Raw genomic sequence first — 16,733 nt, 5'->3', positions numbered from 1 at the left:
GCTGCCGATGGCGCCCGCCTGGCAGGCACCGGCCTGACGGTCGGTCAGACTCAGAAAGTCAGGCAGATCTTGCCGAAGTGCTTTCCCGCTTCCTCGTGGCGGAACGCATCCGCGATGCGCTCCAGCGGAAAGCGCGCGTCGATCACGGGACGGATGCCGGTCGCCTCCAGCGCGCGCACGAAGTCGAGCTGGTGCCGGCGGCTGCCGACGACGAGGCCCTGCAGGCGCTGCTGCTTCAGCATCATGAACGCGGTCGGCACCTCGCCGCCGAACCCGGTCAGCACGCCGATCAGCGCGATGTGCCCGCCGATCCGGCAGGCGGTGATGGACTGGGTGAGCGTGGCGGGGCCGCCGACCTCGACGACATGGTCGACGCCGACCCCACCGGTCCACTCGGCCACCGCCGCGCCCCATTCCGGCGTGGTGCGGTAATTCACGGTGAAATCGGCGCCGAGCGCGCGGGCGCGCTCCAGCTTCTCGTCCGACGAGGACGTGACGGCGACACGGGCGCCCATCGCCTTCGCGATCTGCAGCGCATAGATGGAGACGCCCCCGGTGCCGAGCACCAGCACGCTGTCGCCGGCCTTCAGCCCGCCGTTCACGATCAGCGCGCGCCACGCCGTCAGGCCGGCGGTGGTGATGGTCGACGCCTCTTCGTGGCTCCATCCGGCGGGCGCTTTCGTGAACCACGCCGCATCGGTGACGGCATATTCGCGCGCATAGCCGTCGATGCCGTCGCCCGGCGTTCCCAGGAAGTCGGCGACTGCTGGCTCCCCGTCGCGCCATTGCGGGAAGAAGCAGGAGACCACCGCGTCGCCGGCCGCGAAGTCCGTGACGCCCGCACCGACCGCCTCGACGACTCCGGCGCCGTCCGCCATCGGAATGCGGCCGTCGTCCGCCGGAACGCGCCCGGCCACGACGCCGTAGTCGTGGAAGTTCAGCGAACTGGCGTGGAGGCGGACGCGGATCTGCCCCGCGCCCGGGGCGCCGGGGTCGGGCCGCTCGACCAGTGTCAAACGGTCGAGCCCGCCCGGCTTCGGAACGATGATCGCCTTCATGGCCGAACCTCTCCTTTGCCGATCTGCTTGATTGCTCATCCCCTGCGACGCCGATGGCCATCACGCGGGATCTCTGTCGCGGATGAAGCAGGCGGCGAAGCGCCGGCGAACGTGGTGCGGACCTTAGAGCGCTTTCCGATCTGATGGAATCGTCAGATCGACAAGAAATCGCTCCAGATTCAGAAGCTTGAGCATAGCCTTGTCTGAAAAGGGGTATGCTCTAGCGATCTTGCCCGGCCGGGCCAATCCCCGTTCCGGCCAGCGCCCAGCCGCCCCTGCCGGACGCCTTGACCCGGTAGAGCGCCTGATCGGCCCGCGTCAGGAGTTCACGCAGATCGGAGGCCTGATCGGGAAACAGGCATCCGCCGACGCTTCCGCCGACGCGGACCTCCGTCGCTCCGATGATGATCGGCTCCCAGAGCGCGGCGACGATGCGCCGGCTGATGTCCTCCACCTGCGCGGTCGTCTCCGGCTCCGGCAGCAGGACCCCGAATTCGTCACCGCCCAGCCGGCACACGAGATCGGACTTGCGCACCGTTTCCTGCAGGCGCTGCGCCACCGTGCGCAGGACGATGTCTCCCGCCTCGTGGCCGAGACCGTCGTTGATCTCCTTGAAGTGGTCGAGATCGATCATCAGGAACGCCATGCGCCGTCGTCGGCCGGCCTCGAGCATCTCCGCCTGCCAGCGGTCCTGCAGGCTTCGGCGGTTGGCAAGGCCGGTGAGCGGATCGAGATGCGCGAACCGGAACAGCATCTCGTTCAGCTTCTTCTGCTCGGAGATGTCCTCGAACACCGCCAGGCCCACATCCAGTTCATGCAGGATCGCGCCGCAATGGCGAACGGTCCGGATCTCGCCGTCGCCCCGCCGGATATCGAGTTCGATATAGGGAATTTCGGTGATGCCCGCCTTCACCCCCGGTTTGAAATGACGCCAGAGTTCGGCGGCGAGCGCGCGCTGCTCGGGGTGGATGTAGGTCATTTCGACCAGTTGCGTTGCGGTCGCGAACGTCCCGGCCGGATAGCCGAACAGCCGGTCGAAGGCGCGATTGCTGAACCGGATGATGCCCCCCGGCAGCGTCGCCCAGCTCACACCGATCGGAAGTGCCTCCAGGATGCCCTGCAGCGTCTCGGCCGAGGCACTTGCCGATCCGGCGAGCGAATTGATGTGCGCCGTCATGTCGTCCCCCGTGTTCAGCCCGGAGGAGCCGTCGACCTTGATGTCTCCCGACGTCTTCGCGCGCCGGTTGGCTCCACGGATCCGGAGTAGGCGGCAGATTCTGCCGCGCTTCTGTCAATTTAGGATCCGCGGGGAATTTTTGTTATGTTTTATTGAGACAGGAATTTGTGATCGGCGCAGCAGAACAGAGCCCGGCGCGCAGGCGGAGTTCGTTTCCGCTCTTCAGCCCTTATTCTGCCGGCCGCGCCGCGCGCTGGAACAGCTGGACCGGATTGCCGGCCGGGTCGCGGATCATCGCCGTCCGGCCATGGGAACCCATGTCGCGGATGGCGCCGACCGGCGTGTCGCGGGCGGCGAGGTTGGCCACCGCCGCCTCAATGTCGGCGACCTCGAACACCGGCACGATGCCGGCCGCGCCGTCCGGCGCTTCCTCGGCCCCGCACAGTGCGAAGCCGCTGCCGCCGGCGTCGTATTGAATCCAGCGGTCTCCGTCGGCGAACTTGCGGCCGAGCCCGAGGCCGTCCTCGTAGAAGGCGCGCACGCGCTCCATGTCGGAGGCGACGACGTAGGTATTCTGCAGGCGAAGCACGGACATTCTTTCTGCTGCCTCAATAGGCCGACCAGCCGGCATCGACGACGAGGCAGGCCCCGTTGACGTAGCGGGCCTCGTCGGAAGCCAGGAACACCGCGGTGGGCGCGATGTCGTCGGGGTCCGCCTGGGGCGGACGGGTGGCGAGGCCCTTCTGCCGCAGCGCCCAGCCGGCCGCCGAGGGTTCGGAGCCCGCCGCGATGTTGGTCTTGACCGAGCCCGGCGCGATGCCGTTGCAGCGGATGCCCTTGTCGCCATAGGTGGCCGCCACTGCGCGCGTCAGGCCGAGGATGCCGTGCTTGGTGGCGGTGTAGGCGACGCCGCCGCGCCCGCCGAGGAAGCTCGCGATCGAGCAGGTGTTGACGAAGATGCCGCCCCCGCGCTCGATCATCCCCGGCAAGGCGGCGCGGGTCACCAGGAATGGTCCCGTCAGATTGACGGCGAGAACCCTGTCCCAGAGATCGTCGGAAATCTCATCCGGCGGCATCATGCGGTCGAGGATGCCGGCATTGTTGCAGATCACCTCGACCGGACCGAACCGCTCTGCCGCAGCGGCCAGCATGGCCTCGATCGGCCCCTTGTCGCTGACGTCGGCGACATGGGTGGCGAGCGCTTCGGGCGCGCCGACCGCCTCGGCCGTCTCCGCGAGCCGCTCCCCGGACATGTCGACGGCGAACACCCGGGCGCCCGCCTCCACGAATGCCTTCACCAGCGATCGCCCGATGCCGGAGCCCGCTCCCGTGATGATCGTCACGCGACCGTTCAGATCGGCCATGATGCCCCCTCCGCCGGTTGAGCTGTGGAATGCCGGATCGACCGCATCCGCTTCACGCGACCGGCAGGTGCGAGAACGAGCCCGCCCGATAGACGAGGGCAGGGCGCTCGGCGGAAATGCGCGTCGCGACGACCGTGCCGAGAAAGACGGTGTGGGTCGTCCAGTCCACCGCGTGGACGAGCCGGCAGTCGAACACCGCGAGCGCGTCGGCGAGGACCGGGGCCCCTGTCGCCAGCGTGTCCCAGTGGCCTTCGGCGAACCGTTCCATGCCGTGGATGCCGTTGCGGCCGGCGAAGCGGTCGGCGAGGGCGCGGTGCTCCGGTCCGATGACGTTGACGCTGAAGGCGCCGCCGAGGCTGATCGCGGTGTGGCCGTCGGTGGCGCGGTTGATGCACACGAGCAGCGTCGGCGGCTCGGCCGACACCGAGCAGACCGCCGTCGCGGTGAGGCCGCGACGATGCTCTCCGCTGCCCGCGGCGATGATCGTGACGCCGGCAGCGAGTTCACGCATCGCCGCGCGGTAGGCGACGGGGTCGACGTGCGGGTGCCCACCGGAAGGCAGGATGCTCTCGGGTCGGGCCATGCCGGCGGCCTTCGCCGCCTCGATCGGGAGGGCGTTCATTCGTCGTATCCGAGATAGGCGCTGCGTACGCGGGGGTGATTGAGCAGGTCCGGCCCTGCGCCGGTCAGCGAGATTTCGCCGGATTCGAGCACGAAGGCCCGGTCCGCGATCTCGAGGGCGCGATAGGCGTTCTGTTCGACGAGCAGCACGGTCACGCCCTCGGCGTTCACGCGCTTGACCGCATCGAGCACGAGATCGACGATCTGGGGGGCGAGGCCCATGGTCGGTTCGTCGAGAAGCAGGAAGCGCGGGCGGCACATCAGTGCGCGGCCCATCGCCACCATCTGCTGTTCGCCGCCGGAAAGCGTGCCGGCGAGCTGACGGTAACGTTCCTTCAGGCGGGGGAACAGGTCCAGCACATGGTCGAGATCCTTCCGCTTGCCCGCGGAATCCGAGCGGGTATAGCCGCCGATCTCCAGGTTTTCCGCCACCGACATCCGGCCGAACAGCCGCCGACCCTCGGGCACCTGCGCCACGCCGCGGCGCACCCGCTCGTGAGGCGGCATGTCGGTGATGTCCTCGCCGCCGATCTCGATCATGCCGCCGCGAATGGTCCGCAGCCCGCACAATGCGTTGAGCACCGTGGTCTTGCCGGCGCCGTTGGCGCCGATGATGGTGACGAGTTCGCCTGCCTCCACCGAGAAGCTGACGCCGCGCACCGCGGAGATCGCGCCATAGGCGACCGTGAGGTCGTGGACCCTGAGGGTGACGCTCATGCGACGCTCTCCTCCTCGGACAGACGTTCGACCGTGCGGACGTCCGCCGCCGTTGCGCGCCGGCCGAGATAGGCGGTGATGACGCGCTCGTCGGACTGGATTTCGGCGGGCGTGCCTTCGGTCAGCACCGCGCCGCGGTCGAACACGGTGATGCGGTCTGCGATCGCCATGACGACGCGCATGTGGTGCTCGATCAGGATCACGGTGATGCCGAGTTCGCTGCGGATGCGCTCGATCAGGTGAACGAGCGCCACGCCTTCCGCCGGGTTCATGCCGGCCGCCGGTTCGTCGAGCATCAGCACGGTGGGCCGGCTGACGAGGGCGCGGGCGATCTCAAGCCGCCGCTGGTCGCCATAGGGCATGTTGCGCGCGAGCGTCCCGGCGCGGTGGGGAATGCCGACGAAGTCGAGCATCGCCCGCGACTGTTCCCGCGCCGCGTCCTCCTCGTGCCGGAAGGCGGGGGTGCGCAGCACCACGCCCCAGAACGAGACCGAAAGCCGCCGGTGCAGGCCGACCATCACGTTTTCGATCGCCGTCATGTTCGCGAACAGCCGCACGTTCTGGTAGGTGCGGGCGATGCCGTGAGCGGCGACGACATGGGCCGGCAGGCCGTCGATGCGCGCGCCGTCGAGCACCACGGTGCCGCCGCTCGGCTTCACGAACGCGGTGATGCAGTTGAACACCGTGGTCTTGCCGGCGCCGTTCGGTCCGATGATGGCGTGGACGCTGCCGCGTTCGATCGAGAGGTCGACGGCGCGCACCGCGGCGAGGCCGCCGAAGTTCTTGGTGAGGCCGCGGACGTCGAGCACGACGTCGGATGGGGTTGCGATCTCAGGCATTGGCCGCCTCCGCGAGGGAAACCGTGCCGCGCGGGGCTTCCGCAACGGGTAGGGCGTCCTTGCCGGGGGCGGGCGTGCGCTCCGCCCGGTCGTCGCGGGCGAGATCTTCGCCGGCGAGATCCTCCTGGGCGTGCGCCGGCCAGAGACCCTCGGACTTAAGGTGCATCATCGCCACCAGCGCGAGGCCGTAGAACAGGTAGCGGAACTCGCCGAACTCACGCAGCAGCTCCGGCAGGCCGATCAGCGCCACCGCGCCGACCACCACGCCCGGCAGGCTGCCGAGGCCGCCGATCACGAGGATCGCCAGCACGTTGATCGAGACCACGAGCTGGAAGGAGTGCGGGAACACCGAGCCGATCAGCACGGCGAACACCGCGCCGGCCGCGCCTGCGAAGGCGGCGCCGACGGTATAGGCCAGAAGCTTCACCGCCACGAGGTCGATGCCGAGCGCCTGGGCGACGTCCTCGTCCTCGCGCACCGCCAGCCATGCCCGCCCGATGCGGGAATGCTGCAGCCGCCAGGAGACGAGCCCGACCACGCCGGCGAGCACGAGCGCGAGATAGTAGAGTTCCGCAGGCGTCTTCAGGATCAGGTTGCCGATGGCGGGCCGGGCGATCTCGATGATGCCCTGCGAGCCGCCGAGGGTGGGGCTCAGCGCGTCGGAGAGGACGAGCACGCGCACGATCTCGCCGAGTGCCAGCGTCGCCATGGCGAGATAGTCGCCCCGGACGCGCAGCACCGGCAGTCCGAAGATCAGGCCCGACACGGCCGCCAGCACCACGGCGATCGGCAGCGCGATCCAGAACGAGACGTGGGCGATCGCCGCGGGCGTCGTCGAGCAGAGCAGCGCGACGGTGTAGGCGCCGACGGCGAAGAACGCCACGAAGCCGAGGTCCACGAGACCGGCGAGGCCGAGTTCGATGTTGAGGCCCATGCCCATCAGGATGTAGAGCGCGACGAGCATCGCCACCTGCGCGACGAAGGCGTTCGTCACGAGCGGCAGCACCACGATCACCGCGATCATCACGCCGATGCCGGCGCGCCGGCGGCGTCGTTCGCCGACTTCGCCGCTGGTGCGGGCGATCACGCTGCCGCGCGCCAGGCTCAGCACCGCGCCGACGATGAACAGCACCACCGCCGCGCCGGGATTGACGCCCATGAAGCCGAAGATGTCGCCTTCCAGGCTGCCGAGCCCGGGAATGTTGTCGAGCACGCTCGCGAACACGTCGCGGAACAGGCCGGCGATGAGAACGGCCGCGAACCCGGCGACGACCGCCTTCCGCGCCCGCTCGGGAAGGGCGAACAGCACGCCGCCCAGCGCGCCGCCGACCGCGCCGCATCCGGCGATGAAGGCGAGCGCCTTCGCCGAGGCGAGGCCCATGCCGAAGCTCAGCGACCGCACCAGCATCGGGCTCGCCGCGACGAGGATCGAGCGCATGTTGACGCTGGCGACGAGCAGGACCAGCGCGGCGAGCATCACGCCCGCCACCAGCCCGGCGAGGGCACCGGCGCCGATCCAGTGTGCGCCCGAGGGCGCGCCCGCGGTCGCGGCGGCCTTTGCGGCGAGCGCGCCGCCGACCACGGCGATCAGCGCCACCACCAGCTGCGACAGCGTGAGCGTGTCCTCCACAACCCAGCGCTTGTCCATGATCACGTAAGCGCCGATCATGGCGAACGCGACGGCGGCGAGGCCGGTGAACAGGCCGACGCGCAGCGTCTCGCCCAGCGGGCCGCGGCGTCGGCGTTCGAGACGGAACGAGCTTGTAACGGCGGCGAACGTCATGCCTCAGGCCCTCTTGGTGGAAAGCCGCTCGCCGAGCAGGCCCTGGGGGCGGAAGATGAGGATCATCACCAGCATGCCGTAGCCGATGACGTCCTTGAGCTGGTAGGGCGCGGGAATGTTGAAGCCTTCGAGCAGCAGCGCGGGCCCCAGCGCCTCGGCGAGGCCGAGCACCAGGCCGCCGAGCATCGCGCCGCCGAGATTGCCGATGCCGCCGAGGATCGCCGCGGCGAAGCCCTTCACGCCGAGGAAGAAGCCCATGAACACGGTGATCTGCTTGAACACGAGCGCGTAGAGCACGCCGGCGACGCCGGCCATCGCGCCGCCGATGGCGAAGGTCGCGACGATGACGCGCCCGACATCGATGCCGACGAGGGCGGCGGCGTCGCGGTCCTCGGCCACCGCGCGCATCGCCTTGCCGAGCGGGGTCAGGCGGACGACGGCGAGCAGCCCGGCGAGCATGATGATGGCGGCGGCGAAGGCGATGAGCTGGGTGATCTGGAAGGTCGTGCCGAACACCGTCACCGAGCCTTCCATCCAGCCGAAACCGGGATAGGCGCGGTTGCGGGTACCGAACAGCCCGCGGGCGGAATATTGCAGCACGAAGGTCAGGCCGATGGCGCAGATCAGCGGCGCCAGCGAGCGCACGTGCAGGAACGGCCGGTAGGCGACGCGCTCGATCGCCATCGAGACGAGGCCGCCTGCGGCCATGCCCGCCGCCAGCACCAGGGGCAGCGCCAGCAGCGGCACCGCGTTGGTGGCGCCGGCCTTGTTGAGGGCGTCGGCCGCGAACAGCCCGGCGAAGGAGCCCACCATCATCACGTCGCCGTGGGCGAAGTTGATCATGCGCAGGATGCCGTAGACCATGGTGTAACCGAGCGCGATCAGGGCATAGACACTGCCGATGGTCAGCCCGAACACGATGAACGAGATCCAGTTCGCCGCCGAATAGGTGTCGGCGAGGATGGAGCCGACGACCCCGACGATCACCAGGGTCGCGACGACGACGCGGATCGCCAGCAGGATGTGGTCGACCCAGGTCGAGCGCCGGAGCCACTCTGCGAGTGGACCCGGCGCCCTGGTTCCGGTGACGCTCGTCACGGATAGATCCGCTTCGGGTTCACGCCCGGCTCGAACGTCGAGGGATCGTCGTTGACGAACTCCCAGATGGCATAGGCCGAGGCGCCGCAGTCGCCGTTGGCGTCGCAGTTGAGGGTGCCCGTCAGCGCCGGCAGGTCCTTCGTCGCCATCATCGCGTCGAACAGCGCCTTGCGGCCGATATAGAGATTGCCGTCGGCGTCGGTCTTGCCGACCTTCTCGATGGCCTTCATCGTCAGCAGCGCGGAATCATAGCCGTAGGCGCTGAAGCCGCCGATCGGGGCCTCGCCATATTCCTCCTTGAACTTCTCGACGAAGGCCGGGAACTGCTTGGAGAACAGGTCGGTCGAGGGACCGGTGATGCGGTAGCCGATCACGGAGGGGCCGGCGGCCTCGATGGTGTTGGCGCTGAAGGTGCCTTCGCCGCCGAGGATCTGGGTGTCCTTCAGCTCGGGAACCTCGCCCTTCTGGCGCAGGATGAAGCCGACGCTCGCCACGAACACCGGCGTGAAGATCACCTGCGGCTTGCCCTGGGCGATGCGGGTCAGCACCGGGCGCATGTCGGTGTCGGTGGGCGAGATCGCCTCGCTGGCGGTGATCGTGCCGCCCTTCTCCTTGAAGTTCTTCTCGAAGGCGCGGACCAGCTGCTCGGTGTAGGGGCTGCCGTCGTGGATGGTGGCGGCGGTCTTCAGCCCGACCTGATCGTAGAGATAGGCGGCGGCGAACTCGCCGGCCTTCAGGTCGTTCGGGATGACCCGCAGGAAGCCCTTGAAACCGTCCGGCCGGTCGGCGGCGGTGAGCGACGGCGAGGTCGCGCCGAACGCGACGCTGGGGATGCCGACATTCCACAGGATCGGGGCGCCGACGCGGGCGCCGGACGAGCAGGACGGGCCGAGCACGGCGACGATCTGCTTGTTGCCGGCGAGCTTGGTCGCCGCCGTCTGGCCGCCTTCGGCGGTGCACTGGGCGTCCTCGCCGACGAGCTTCACGTCGAAGCCCAGCACCTTGCCGTCCAGGTCGCCGATGGCGACTTCGGCGCCGCGCAGTTCGTCGATGCCCTGGTTGGTATCGCCGCCCGACTGCGAGGAATAGCCGCCGATCAGGATCGGCTGGCCCTTCGGAACCTCGACGACGCCGATGTCGTCGGTCACGGGGCCGACGGTCTCGGCCGCGACGCTTGTCGGCGCGATTCCCGTCGAGGCCATCAAGGCCGCGGCGAGCGCAAAGGCGCAGGCGCTGGTCTTTCTCATGGTCTACCCTTCTGGTTGCAGGCCTTATGGTTGCAGGTGCCCTGTCCTGTGGATCAGGTGTTCTTTTTCAGGCTCTGGTCTCCGCGCCGCCGGCCGCGGCTCTCCCCCGCGGTCCGCCGGCGATCTCCGATGGTCCTTAGGCCGCGATCGCCGGCGGCTTGCCGACGGCCGAAAGCGGGCCGACTTCGCGCTCCACCAGCGGCAGCACCTCGGCGGCGAAGCGCTCCAGCGAGCGGCGGGCGCGGGCGACCGGCATGTCGCCGAACTGGAAGAAGCAGTTGTAGTGCTGCGGGTTCAGGCGGCGGATTTCCTCCACCAGCCGCGCGGCGACGTGGTGCGGATCGCCGATCAGCAGGTTGTCGACGAAGGTCTCGATCGGCGGCTCGTCCGGGATCGGCGGGGCGATGACGAACGAGCCGTCGAGGGCGAGGTTCGAGGTGCGCAGGCCGTGGACCATGCGGCCGACATAGCGGGCGCGCTCGCCGGCTTCCAGCGCCTCCTGCCGGCTGTCGGTGACGTGGATATATTGCTGCAGCGCCACCGGCATCGACGGCCCGTCGAGCCCGGCGGCCACCCATGCGCCGCGCACCGCCTCGGCGATGCCGAACAGCGCCTGGCTGCCGCGCCAGCCCGCGGTGATGAACGGCACGCCGCCCCACTTCGACAGCGCCTTCAGGATCGGCGGGTGGGGCGAGGTGCAGTAGACCGACGGCATCGGCGTCTGGAGCGGCCGCACCGTGACGACGGAATCGGGGATCGTGATGTGCTCGCCCTTGAACGACGCCTTGCCGGTGGTCAGGAGCTGCTCGACGATGGACCAGTATTCGAGGAAGATTTCCGTCTTCTTCGCGACGTCGGCGCCGTAGCGCTCGAACTCGTAGGCCTGATAGCCGGTGCCGACGCCGATCACCGCCCGCCCGCCGGTCGCCTGGTCGAGGAAGGCGATCTCCTGGGCGACGCGCATCGGGTGATAGAGCGGCAGCACCACCACGCCCGCGCCGAGCTTGATGCGGCTCGTCGAGCCGGCCATCACGGCCGCGGTCAGCAGCGGCGACACACTGACGGAATAGTTGGTGAAATGGTGTTCGGCGAACCAGGCGATCTCGAAGCCGACGTCCTCCGCCAGCTTCACCATGGAGCGGGTATCCTCGATCACGCCCGCCACGCCGCCGGGATTGTCGCGCAATCCCATCAGGTTGAACAAACCGAAATTCATAGGACGATTGCCATCTGTTTCGGCCCGCCCCGCAAGGCCGGCCAAGGGGAACCAGGGGTGCGGATCAGGGGATGAAGTACCCGCCGGAAACGGCGACGGTCTCGCCGACCATGTAGCGGTTCTTCTCCGACAGCAGGAACAGGATGACGTCGGCGATGTCCGCCGGCTCGGCGACGCGGCCGATGGGCGCCTGGGCGATCAGTTCCGGCAGGAAGCCCGCGGCCTTGGCCTTTTCCGTCGCGATGGCGGCCGGGCCGACGCCGTTGATCAGGATGCCGTCCGCGCAGAACGCGATGCCGAGGCTCTTGGTCAGGCTGACGACTGCCGCCTTCATCGCGGCATAGTGCATGTTCTTCGGGTGCGCCTTGAAGGCGTCGATGGAGGCGACGTTGACAATGCGCCCGCCGCCGGCGGCCTTCATGTGCTCGATGGCCGCGACCGAGACATGATAGAGCCCCTTCACATTGACGGAGAAGCTGAAGTCCCAGTCGGCGTCGGTGATTTCCAGGATGGGCTTGCGCGGATAAACGCCGGCGCAGTTGACGAGCCCATGGATCCGCCCGGCCTTCCCGGCCGCTTCGGCGAACAGGGCCGCCGCGCTGTCGCGGGTGGTGATGTCGCCGATCACGGCGAAGGCGCTGCCGCCCGCGGCGGCGATCTCGTCAACGACCGCGCCCGCGGTCTCGGCGTTGAGGTCGAGGACGACGGCGGTTGCGCCCTCGGCGGCGACGCCCTGGCACACGGCCTTGCCGAGTCCGCTAGCGCCGCCGGTTACGATAACGGTCTGGCCCTTCATAAAGGCTCCACATGCTGAGGCTACGACGGGTGTCGATCTCGAAGGGCGAATGCCGATCGGTGGCGCCGACGTGAGGGACTGTCGCAGACGCAAAAGCGGCGCGACAAACGATCAATTCTACTGAATGGATTAGCTGGGGGCCGCCGGACGGCGATGCCCCAGTGCAGCTTGGGCTGGCGGGCAAAGCCCCAGCAGAGCTTGGCCTGCAATAAGAACGGCTAATTTGCCCGCCCGCCCTTGCCGGCCTACCGTCGGACCCGATGGGAGGACTGTCATGGTCAAGTTGGGCTTGTTCAGCCTCATGGGTCTCTATGACCGCAACACGTCGCCGGCGTCCGTGCTGCGCACGACGGTCGACACCGTGCGGATGGCCGAGGACATGGGGTTCGACGTCGCGTGGTTCGCGGAGCATAACTTCACCAACCATTCGATCTGCCCGTCATCGCTTCTCATGGTGGCGCATTGCGCCGCCGAGACCTCGCGCATCCGTCTTGGCCCGGCCGTGCTCGCCCTGCCGTTCTACGAGCCGCTGCGGATCGTGCAGGAAGCTGCCTTTGCCGATCTCCTCACCCGCGGGCGGCTGGTTCTCGGTCTCGGCACCGGCTACCAGCCCTATGAGTTCGACCGCTTCCGGGTCGATCCGAACTATCGCCACCAGAAGATGATGGAGGCGTGGGACATCATCGAGCAGGGCCTGACGAGCGGCGTGATCGAATATCGCGGCACGATGTTCGACATTCCCCGCACCGAGCTGTCGATGCGCCCGTTCGGCCTGGCGATGCCGGAGGTGTTCGTCGCCTCCAGCCATCCCGAGCTGGTGGCGCGCATGGCCCGTCACGGCCACACCCCGTTCATGAGCTTCGGTCATCGCGGTCTCAATGCCGCCACCGCCTTCCGCGACGTGATCGTGGAGCGCTGGGCCGCCGCCGGCGGCAATCCGGCGACGATGCCGCTTGCCGTGCAGCGCTATGTCTATGTGACCGACGACGAGAACGATGCGCGCCATGCCGCGGCCTGCGTGCGCGATCTCGCCCGCGCCGCCGTGCCGCTCGCCACCGCGGCGCTGCCGAAAAAGGACGGCCCGTTCCTGCGGCTGATGCCGCTGAACGACGAGCCGCCGCTCGACGACTTCCTCGAAAACGCCGTCATCGGGCCGGCGGAATATTGCGCCGAGAAGCTCTACGAAGAGATCGTGGCGCTGAAGCCGACGCATCTGTCGTGCTTCATGGGCTTTGCCGGCATCGGCCGGCGTGAGACGCTGGCCTCCATGGAGCGCTTCGGCTGCGATGTCATTCCGCGGCTCGAAGGGCTGGTCGAGCTGCGGGACGTGGATATGCAGGACGCGGCCTGACACGGCTGGCGGACGCCGCCTTGGCGGCAGGAATGGGAGGGGCAATGACGGACCGGGTCAATCCCGCTTCGGACGCACTTGGGGGCAAGCTGCTCGGGGGCAAGCTGGTCGCCGGTGACGAACGCAGCGAAGCGGGCGAACCGCGCGCCGGCAAGCGCATGCACCGGTTGCCGCCCCTGAACCTGTTCCGGGTGTTCGACGCCGCCGCACGGCACGGGAGCTTCACCACGGCCGCGGACGAACTCTGCGTCACCCAGTCGGCCGTCAGCCAGCAGATCCGCCAGTTGGAGGACCTGCTCGACGTCCGCCTGTTCCGTCGCCTGCCGCGCCGGGTCGAACTGACCCGGGAGGGAAATTCGCTCGCGAGCGCCGTCAGCGAGTCGCTCAGTCTGCTCGCGCGTGCCTGCGACCGTATCGCCGATCCCAAGGCCCCCGCCGTGCTCTGCGTCAACGCGCTGCCGTCGATCGCCTCGCGCTGGCTGGTGCCGCGCCTGAAGCGGTTCATGCAGCTCAACCCGCAGGTCAAGGTCACGCTGCTCGCTTCCAGCGATCCGGTGGACTTCGACCGGCAGGACATCGACGTCGCCATTCGCTGGGGTCGCGGGCCGTGGCCGGACGTTCATGCGGAACCGCTCGGGCGCGACCGCTTCTTTCCGGTGTGCAGTCCGACGCTGCTGCGCGAAGGCCCGGCCATCCTGCGGCCCCACGATCTCAGCCGGCACACGCTGCTGCAGGCGGCCAATTCCAGCCTGTGGGCGGCCTGGTTCAGCGCCGCCGGCGTCGGTTCGATCTCGTTCGAGGAAACCCTGTTCTTCAACGACGCCGGGGTGATGCTCGACGCCGCCGTGCAGGGCCAGGGCATCGCGCTCGCCAGCCACCTGCTCGTCGAGCACGATCTCAAGACCGGCCGCCTCGTCCGACCGTTCGAGGCGGCGATCTCGACCGAGGACGGGTTCCACGTCCTGACGAGCCCGGCCTTTTCTGAGAAGCCGGTGGTGGCGGAATTCCGCCGCTGGATCCGTCAGGAGGCGGCGATGGCTTTCTAGAGCGCGTTCCGATCCGATGGAAACATCAGATCGACAGGAAATCGCTCCGGCTCCGTCTCGCTGCCTCGGCCCTATCCGTCTCTTCACGTCTTCCTCTCCGCGCAGGCGCGACCGCCCCGGTGGCGCGCGGTGCGGTCCGATTTTCGCCGGCCGGCCGCTTCCAGCCGCGCCGTTCAGACGGGAGTTCTCATGCTTCGACTTGGTTTCGTCGGCACCGGTGCCTTGGCCGAGGCGGTGGTGCAGGGCCTTCAGGCGACCCGTGGCGCCGACATCGCCGTCGCCGTGACGCCGCGCTCGAAGGCGCGCGCCGACGCGCTCGCCGCCGCCTATCCGAACGTGAGCGTGGCCGAGACCGCCGCGGTCGTCGCCGGCAGCGACGTGGTGTTTCTCGCGGTGCGGCCGCCGCAGCTCGACGAGGCGCTGGCCGGCATTTCCTTCCGTCCCGATCAGGTGGTGGTGAGCTTCCTCGCGGGCGTCCCGCTGGAAAGGGTGCGGGCGAAGGTCGCCCCTGCCGCGCGCGTCGTGCGCGTCAATCCGCTGCCGCCGATCAGCCTGCGCAAGGGCCCGGTGATGATGGTGCCGCCCGATCCGCTGGTCGAGGAGCTGTTCGCGCCGCTCGGCGATCTCATCGTGTCCGACCGCGAGGCGGATCTGGTGGCGATCGCCAACGGCAGCGCGGTGATGTCCAGCCACTACCAGCTTCAAAACACCGTCGTCGCCTGGCTGGAACAGCGCGGCATGTCGCCGGACCGGGCGACGCTCTATGTGCGCTCGCTGTTCGCCGGCCTCGCCGAGATCGGGCTCAAGTCCTACCGCGACGGCGAGCCGCTCGATCCCGCCCATCACGAAACGAAGGGCGGCCTCAACGAGCGCGCCCGGGCGCACCTGAACGAGGTCGGCTGGTTCGACGAGATCGGGCGCGCGCTCGACATCGTCGAGCGTCACGTGCTCACCAAGGCCAAACCGGCCGAGTAGGCCGACGTTTGCTGGCGAAGGCGAAGCCGGCCGAGCAGCCGGCACGGGCGAGCCGTGATCAGGTCACGGCGTTCGGGCGCGCGGCGGCGTCGTCGATCAGTCCGACGACGGCGTGCAGCCGGCGGACATAGTCTGCTTCCGGCCTGAGCGAGGCGAGCACGCCGCCGCTGCCGAGCCGCACCAGATCCTCCGTCAGCGGCAGCACCGCCGCGACGGGGGTCTGGAACGCCGTGACGATCTTCTCCGCGAGGCCGTCCTGGTCCGTCGTCTCCAGCACCTTGTTGACGACGAGGAGGAGCTGCGACACCTCCAGCCGGTGGGCGAGTTCGAGCGTCACGGCCGTGCCCTGATAGTCCTGATGGTCCGGGCGCAGGACGAACAGCACGCTGTCCGAAATCGCGATCGACAGCAGCGTCTCCTCGTTGACGCCCGGATGGGTGTCGATCAGCAGGATGTCGAGATCGAGCGCCTCCGACAGGATCTGCATGCCGTCATTGAGGCGCTCGACCGCGTAGCCTTCCTTGAGGATGCGGGCGATCTCGCCTGCGCGCATGCTGCACGGCACCAGGAACACCGCGCCGCCCGGCCCGGGCGAGGCGACGCTCGGCGTCACGTCGAGCGCGGCCTGTTCGATCAGGCACTTGCCCCAGAGATAGTCGTTCAGGCTGGCGTGGATCTCGGCGCGTTCGAGGCCGAACAGCGCATGGATGCCGGGCGAGCGGATGTCGGTGTCGATGATGCCGACCCGGCGCCCGCGCTGCGCCAGCAGCACGGCGAGGTTGGCGACGATGTTCGACTTGCCCGTTCCGCCCCGATAGGAATGCACGCAGACGAGTTTCGTCACTGACCGGCCTCTTGCACGCGGCGCTGTCGCGCGCGGATTTCGCGCGCCCGGCTGCTGAGCTGCCGGAAATAATCGGTTTCGGTGATCTCGCCCACCTGCTGCTGGGTCTGGTGGCGGTCGATCTCGACCTTCATCTGCTCGACCACCTCGCTGAGGCGGCGATTGTCCTTCTTGAGCTGGCGGTTGGCGATCTCGAGCTCCTTCTTCGCCTCCGTCAGCTCGGCCACGAGCCGTTCGAGCTGGATCTCGCGCGCCTCGATCCGCACCAGCATCAGCCCGAACGATTCCGCAAGGTCGGCGATCATCGGCGACACGCCGTCGTCGGCCGAGGTTAGCGAGAACAGGTCGTCCGCCTCGCGGTAGTTCCCGTGGGAGATCTGATGGCAGATCTTCTGCAGGTGCTCGACGATGGGGTGAGCGGTCGGGTTGTCTTGCACGTAGCGGTCATCCATGGGGCGAGAGACGATCCGCCCGGGCGCGCCGTTGGGGCCGGGGCGGGATGTCCCGGATTATAGTCCATCCCCATGACGCTGCCATCTCCCATGGCACTGCCATCTTGTTCCGGGCTTGCCGCGACCCGGATGTCGGCGCCGGACCAACC

Annotated in this window: 17 protein-coding genes; 3 read left to right on the top strand and 14 right to left on the bottom strand. The window is 68.7% G+C overall.

Features of this window, described 5'->3' with window-relative positions; genetic code table 11:
- Positions 1-50: 50 nt before the first annotated feature.
- The 12 genes from BUF17_RS20695 to BUF17_RS20640 all read right to left on the bottom strand — a co-directional run bounded on the left by BUF17_RS20695 (position 51) and on the right by BUF17_RS20640 (position 11,916).
- Positions 51-1,058 carry a zinc-dependent alcohol dehydrogenase family protein gene (locus tag BUF17_RS20695; RefSeq protein ID WP_073632324.1) on the bottom strand — a complete coding sequence of 336 codons (1,008 nt, stop codon included), beginning with the start codon at positions 1,056-1,058 and terminating at the stop codon, positions 51-53.
- Between the two features lie 220 nt (positions 1,059-1,278).
- Positions 1,279-2,235, bottom strand: a complete 957-nt coding sequence (locus tag BUF17_RS20690; protein WP_073632323.1) for a sensor domain-containing diguanylate cyclase — start codon at positions 2,233-2,235, stop codon at positions 1,279-1,281.
- A 229-nt stretch (positions 2,236-2,464) separates the two neighbouring features.
- Positions 2,465-2,830 (bottom strand): VOC family protein, encoded by a 366-nt coding sequence (locus tag BUF17_RS20685; RefSeq protein WP_073632321.1) that lies wholly within the window; start codon positions 2,828-2,830, stop codon positions 2,465-2,467.
- Positions 2,831-2,843: 13 nt separating this feature from the next.
- The gene (locus BUF17_RS20680) at positions 2,844-3,599 is read right to left on the bottom strand and encodes an SDR family NAD(P)-dependent oxidoreductase (RefSeq protein WP_073632319.1); all 756 of its coding nucleotides are present in this window, start codon (positions 3,597-3,599) and stop codon (positions 2,844-2,846) included.
- A gap of 52 nt (positions 3,600-3,651) precedes the next feature.
- Positions 3,652-4,221 (bottom strand): flavin reductase family protein, encoded by a 570-nt coding sequence (locus BUF17_RS20675; protein ID WP_244530978.1) that lies wholly within the window; start codon positions 4,219-4,221, stop codon positions 3,652-3,654.
- Positions 4,218-4,937: an ABC transporter ATP-binding protein gene (locus BUF17_RS20670; RefSeq protein ID WP_073632317.1), complete on the bottom strand. Its 720-nt coding sequence runs from the start codon at positions 4,935-4,937 to the stop codon at positions 4,218-4,220. The genes BUF17_RS20675 and BUF17_RS20670 overlap by 4 nt, the downstream gene beginning before the upstream one ends.
- The gene (locus tag BUF17_RS20665; RefSeq protein ID WP_073632315.1) at positions 4,934-5,776 is read right to left on the bottom strand and encodes an ABC transporter ATP-binding protein; all 843 of its coding nucleotides are present in this window, start codon (positions 5,774-5,776) and stop codon (positions 4,934-4,936) included. Before BUF17_RS20665 ends, BUF17_RS20670 begins: the two co-directional genes overlap by 4 nt.
- Positions 5,769-7,559 (bottom strand): branched-chain amino acid ABC transporter permease, encoded by a 1,791-nt coding sequence (locus BUF17_RS20660; protein ID WP_073632313.1) that lies wholly within the window; start codon positions 7,557-7,559, stop codon positions 5,769-5,771. Before BUF17_RS20660 ends, BUF17_RS20665 begins: the two co-directional genes overlap by 8 nt.
- A gap of 3 nt (positions 7,560-7,562) precedes the next feature.
- Positions 7,563-8,657 (bottom strand): branched-chain amino acid ABC transporter permease, encoded by a 1,095-nt coding sequence (locus BUF17_RS20655; RefSeq protein ID WP_073632310.1) that lies wholly within the window; start codon positions 8,655-8,657, stop codon positions 7,563-7,565.
- The gene (locus tag BUF17_RS20650) at positions 8,654-9,904 is read right to left on the bottom strand and encodes a branched-chain amino acid ABC transporter substrate-binding protein (protein WP_073632308.1); all 1,251 of its coding nucleotides are present in this window, start codon (positions 9,902-9,904) and stop codon (positions 8,654-8,656) included. The genes BUF17_RS20655 and BUF17_RS20650 overlap by 4 nt, the downstream gene beginning before the upstream one ends.
- A gap of 136 nt (positions 9,905-10,040) precedes the next feature.
- Entirely contained in the window at positions 10,041-11,120 is a 1,080-nt protein-coding gene (locus tag BUF17_RS20645; protein ID WP_073632306.1) for an LLM class flavin-dependent oxidoreductase, read from the bottom strand.
- Positions 11,121-11,184: 64 nt separating this feature from the next.
- Positions 11,185-11,916, bottom strand: coding sequence for an SDR family NAD(P)-dependent oxidoreductase (locus BUF17_RS20640; protein ID WP_073632304.1), 732 nt, complete (start codon positions 11,914-11,916; stop codon positions 11,185-11,187).
- 274 nt (positions 11,917-12,190) lie between these two features.
- On the opposite strand from BUF17_RS20640, the gene BUF17_RS20635 reads away from it, so the two are divergent.
- From BUF17_RS20635 to BUF17_RS20625, 3 genes are all read left to right on the top strand, one after another.
- Positions 12,191-13,267 (top strand): LLM class flavin-dependent oxidoreductase, encoded by a 1,077-nt coding sequence (locus BUF17_RS20635; protein ID WP_073632302.1) that lies wholly within the window; start codon positions 12,191-12,193, stop codon positions 13,265-13,267.
- A 44-nt stretch (positions 13,268-13,311) separates the two neighbouring features.
- On the top strand, positions 13,312-14,313 hold the full coding sequence (gene gcvA, locus BUF17_RS20630; RefSeq protein ID WP_084565037.1) for a transcriptional regulator GcvA: 1,002 nt from the start codon (positions 13,312-13,314) through the stop codon (positions 14,311-14,313).
- Positions 14,314-14,502: 189 nt separating this feature from the next.
- Positions 14,503-15,288 (top strand): NAD(P)-binding domain-containing protein, encoded by a 786-nt coding sequence (locus BUF17_RS20625; RefSeq protein WP_073632300.1) that lies wholly within the window; start codon positions 14,503-14,505, stop codon positions 15,286-15,288.
- A gap of 58 nt (positions 15,289-15,346) precedes the next feature.
- Here the strand turns inward: BUF17_RS20625 and BUF17_RS20620 are convergent, their stop codons facing one another.
- Together BUF17_RS20620 and BUF17_RS20615 are read right to left on the bottom strand one after the other, a co-directional pair.
- Entirely contained in the window at positions 15,347-16,132 is a 786-nt protein-coding gene (locus tag BUF17_RS20620) for a MinD/ParA family ATP-binding protein (protein WP_073632298.1), read from the bottom strand.
- Complete coding sequence (locus tag BUF17_RS20615) at positions 16,129-16,584, bottom strand: hypothetical protein (protein ID WP_073632296.1); 456 nt, start codon at positions 16,582-16,584, stop codon at positions 16,129-16,131. The genes BUF17_RS20620 and BUF17_RS20615 overlap by 4 nt, the downstream gene beginning before the upstream one ends.
- Positions 16,585-16,733 lie beyond the last annotated feature (149 nt).

It is taken from the genome of Pseudoxanthobacter soli DSM 19599 (assembly GCF_900148505.1).
Classification (GTDB): domain Bacteria; phylum Pseudomonadota; class Alphaproteobacteria; order Rhizobiales; family Segnochrobactraceae; genus Pseudoxanthobacter; species Pseudoxanthobacter soli.
The sequence above is the reverse complement of the archived record's forward strand: the minus strand, read 5'-3'. Positions and strand labels throughout refer to the sequence as shown.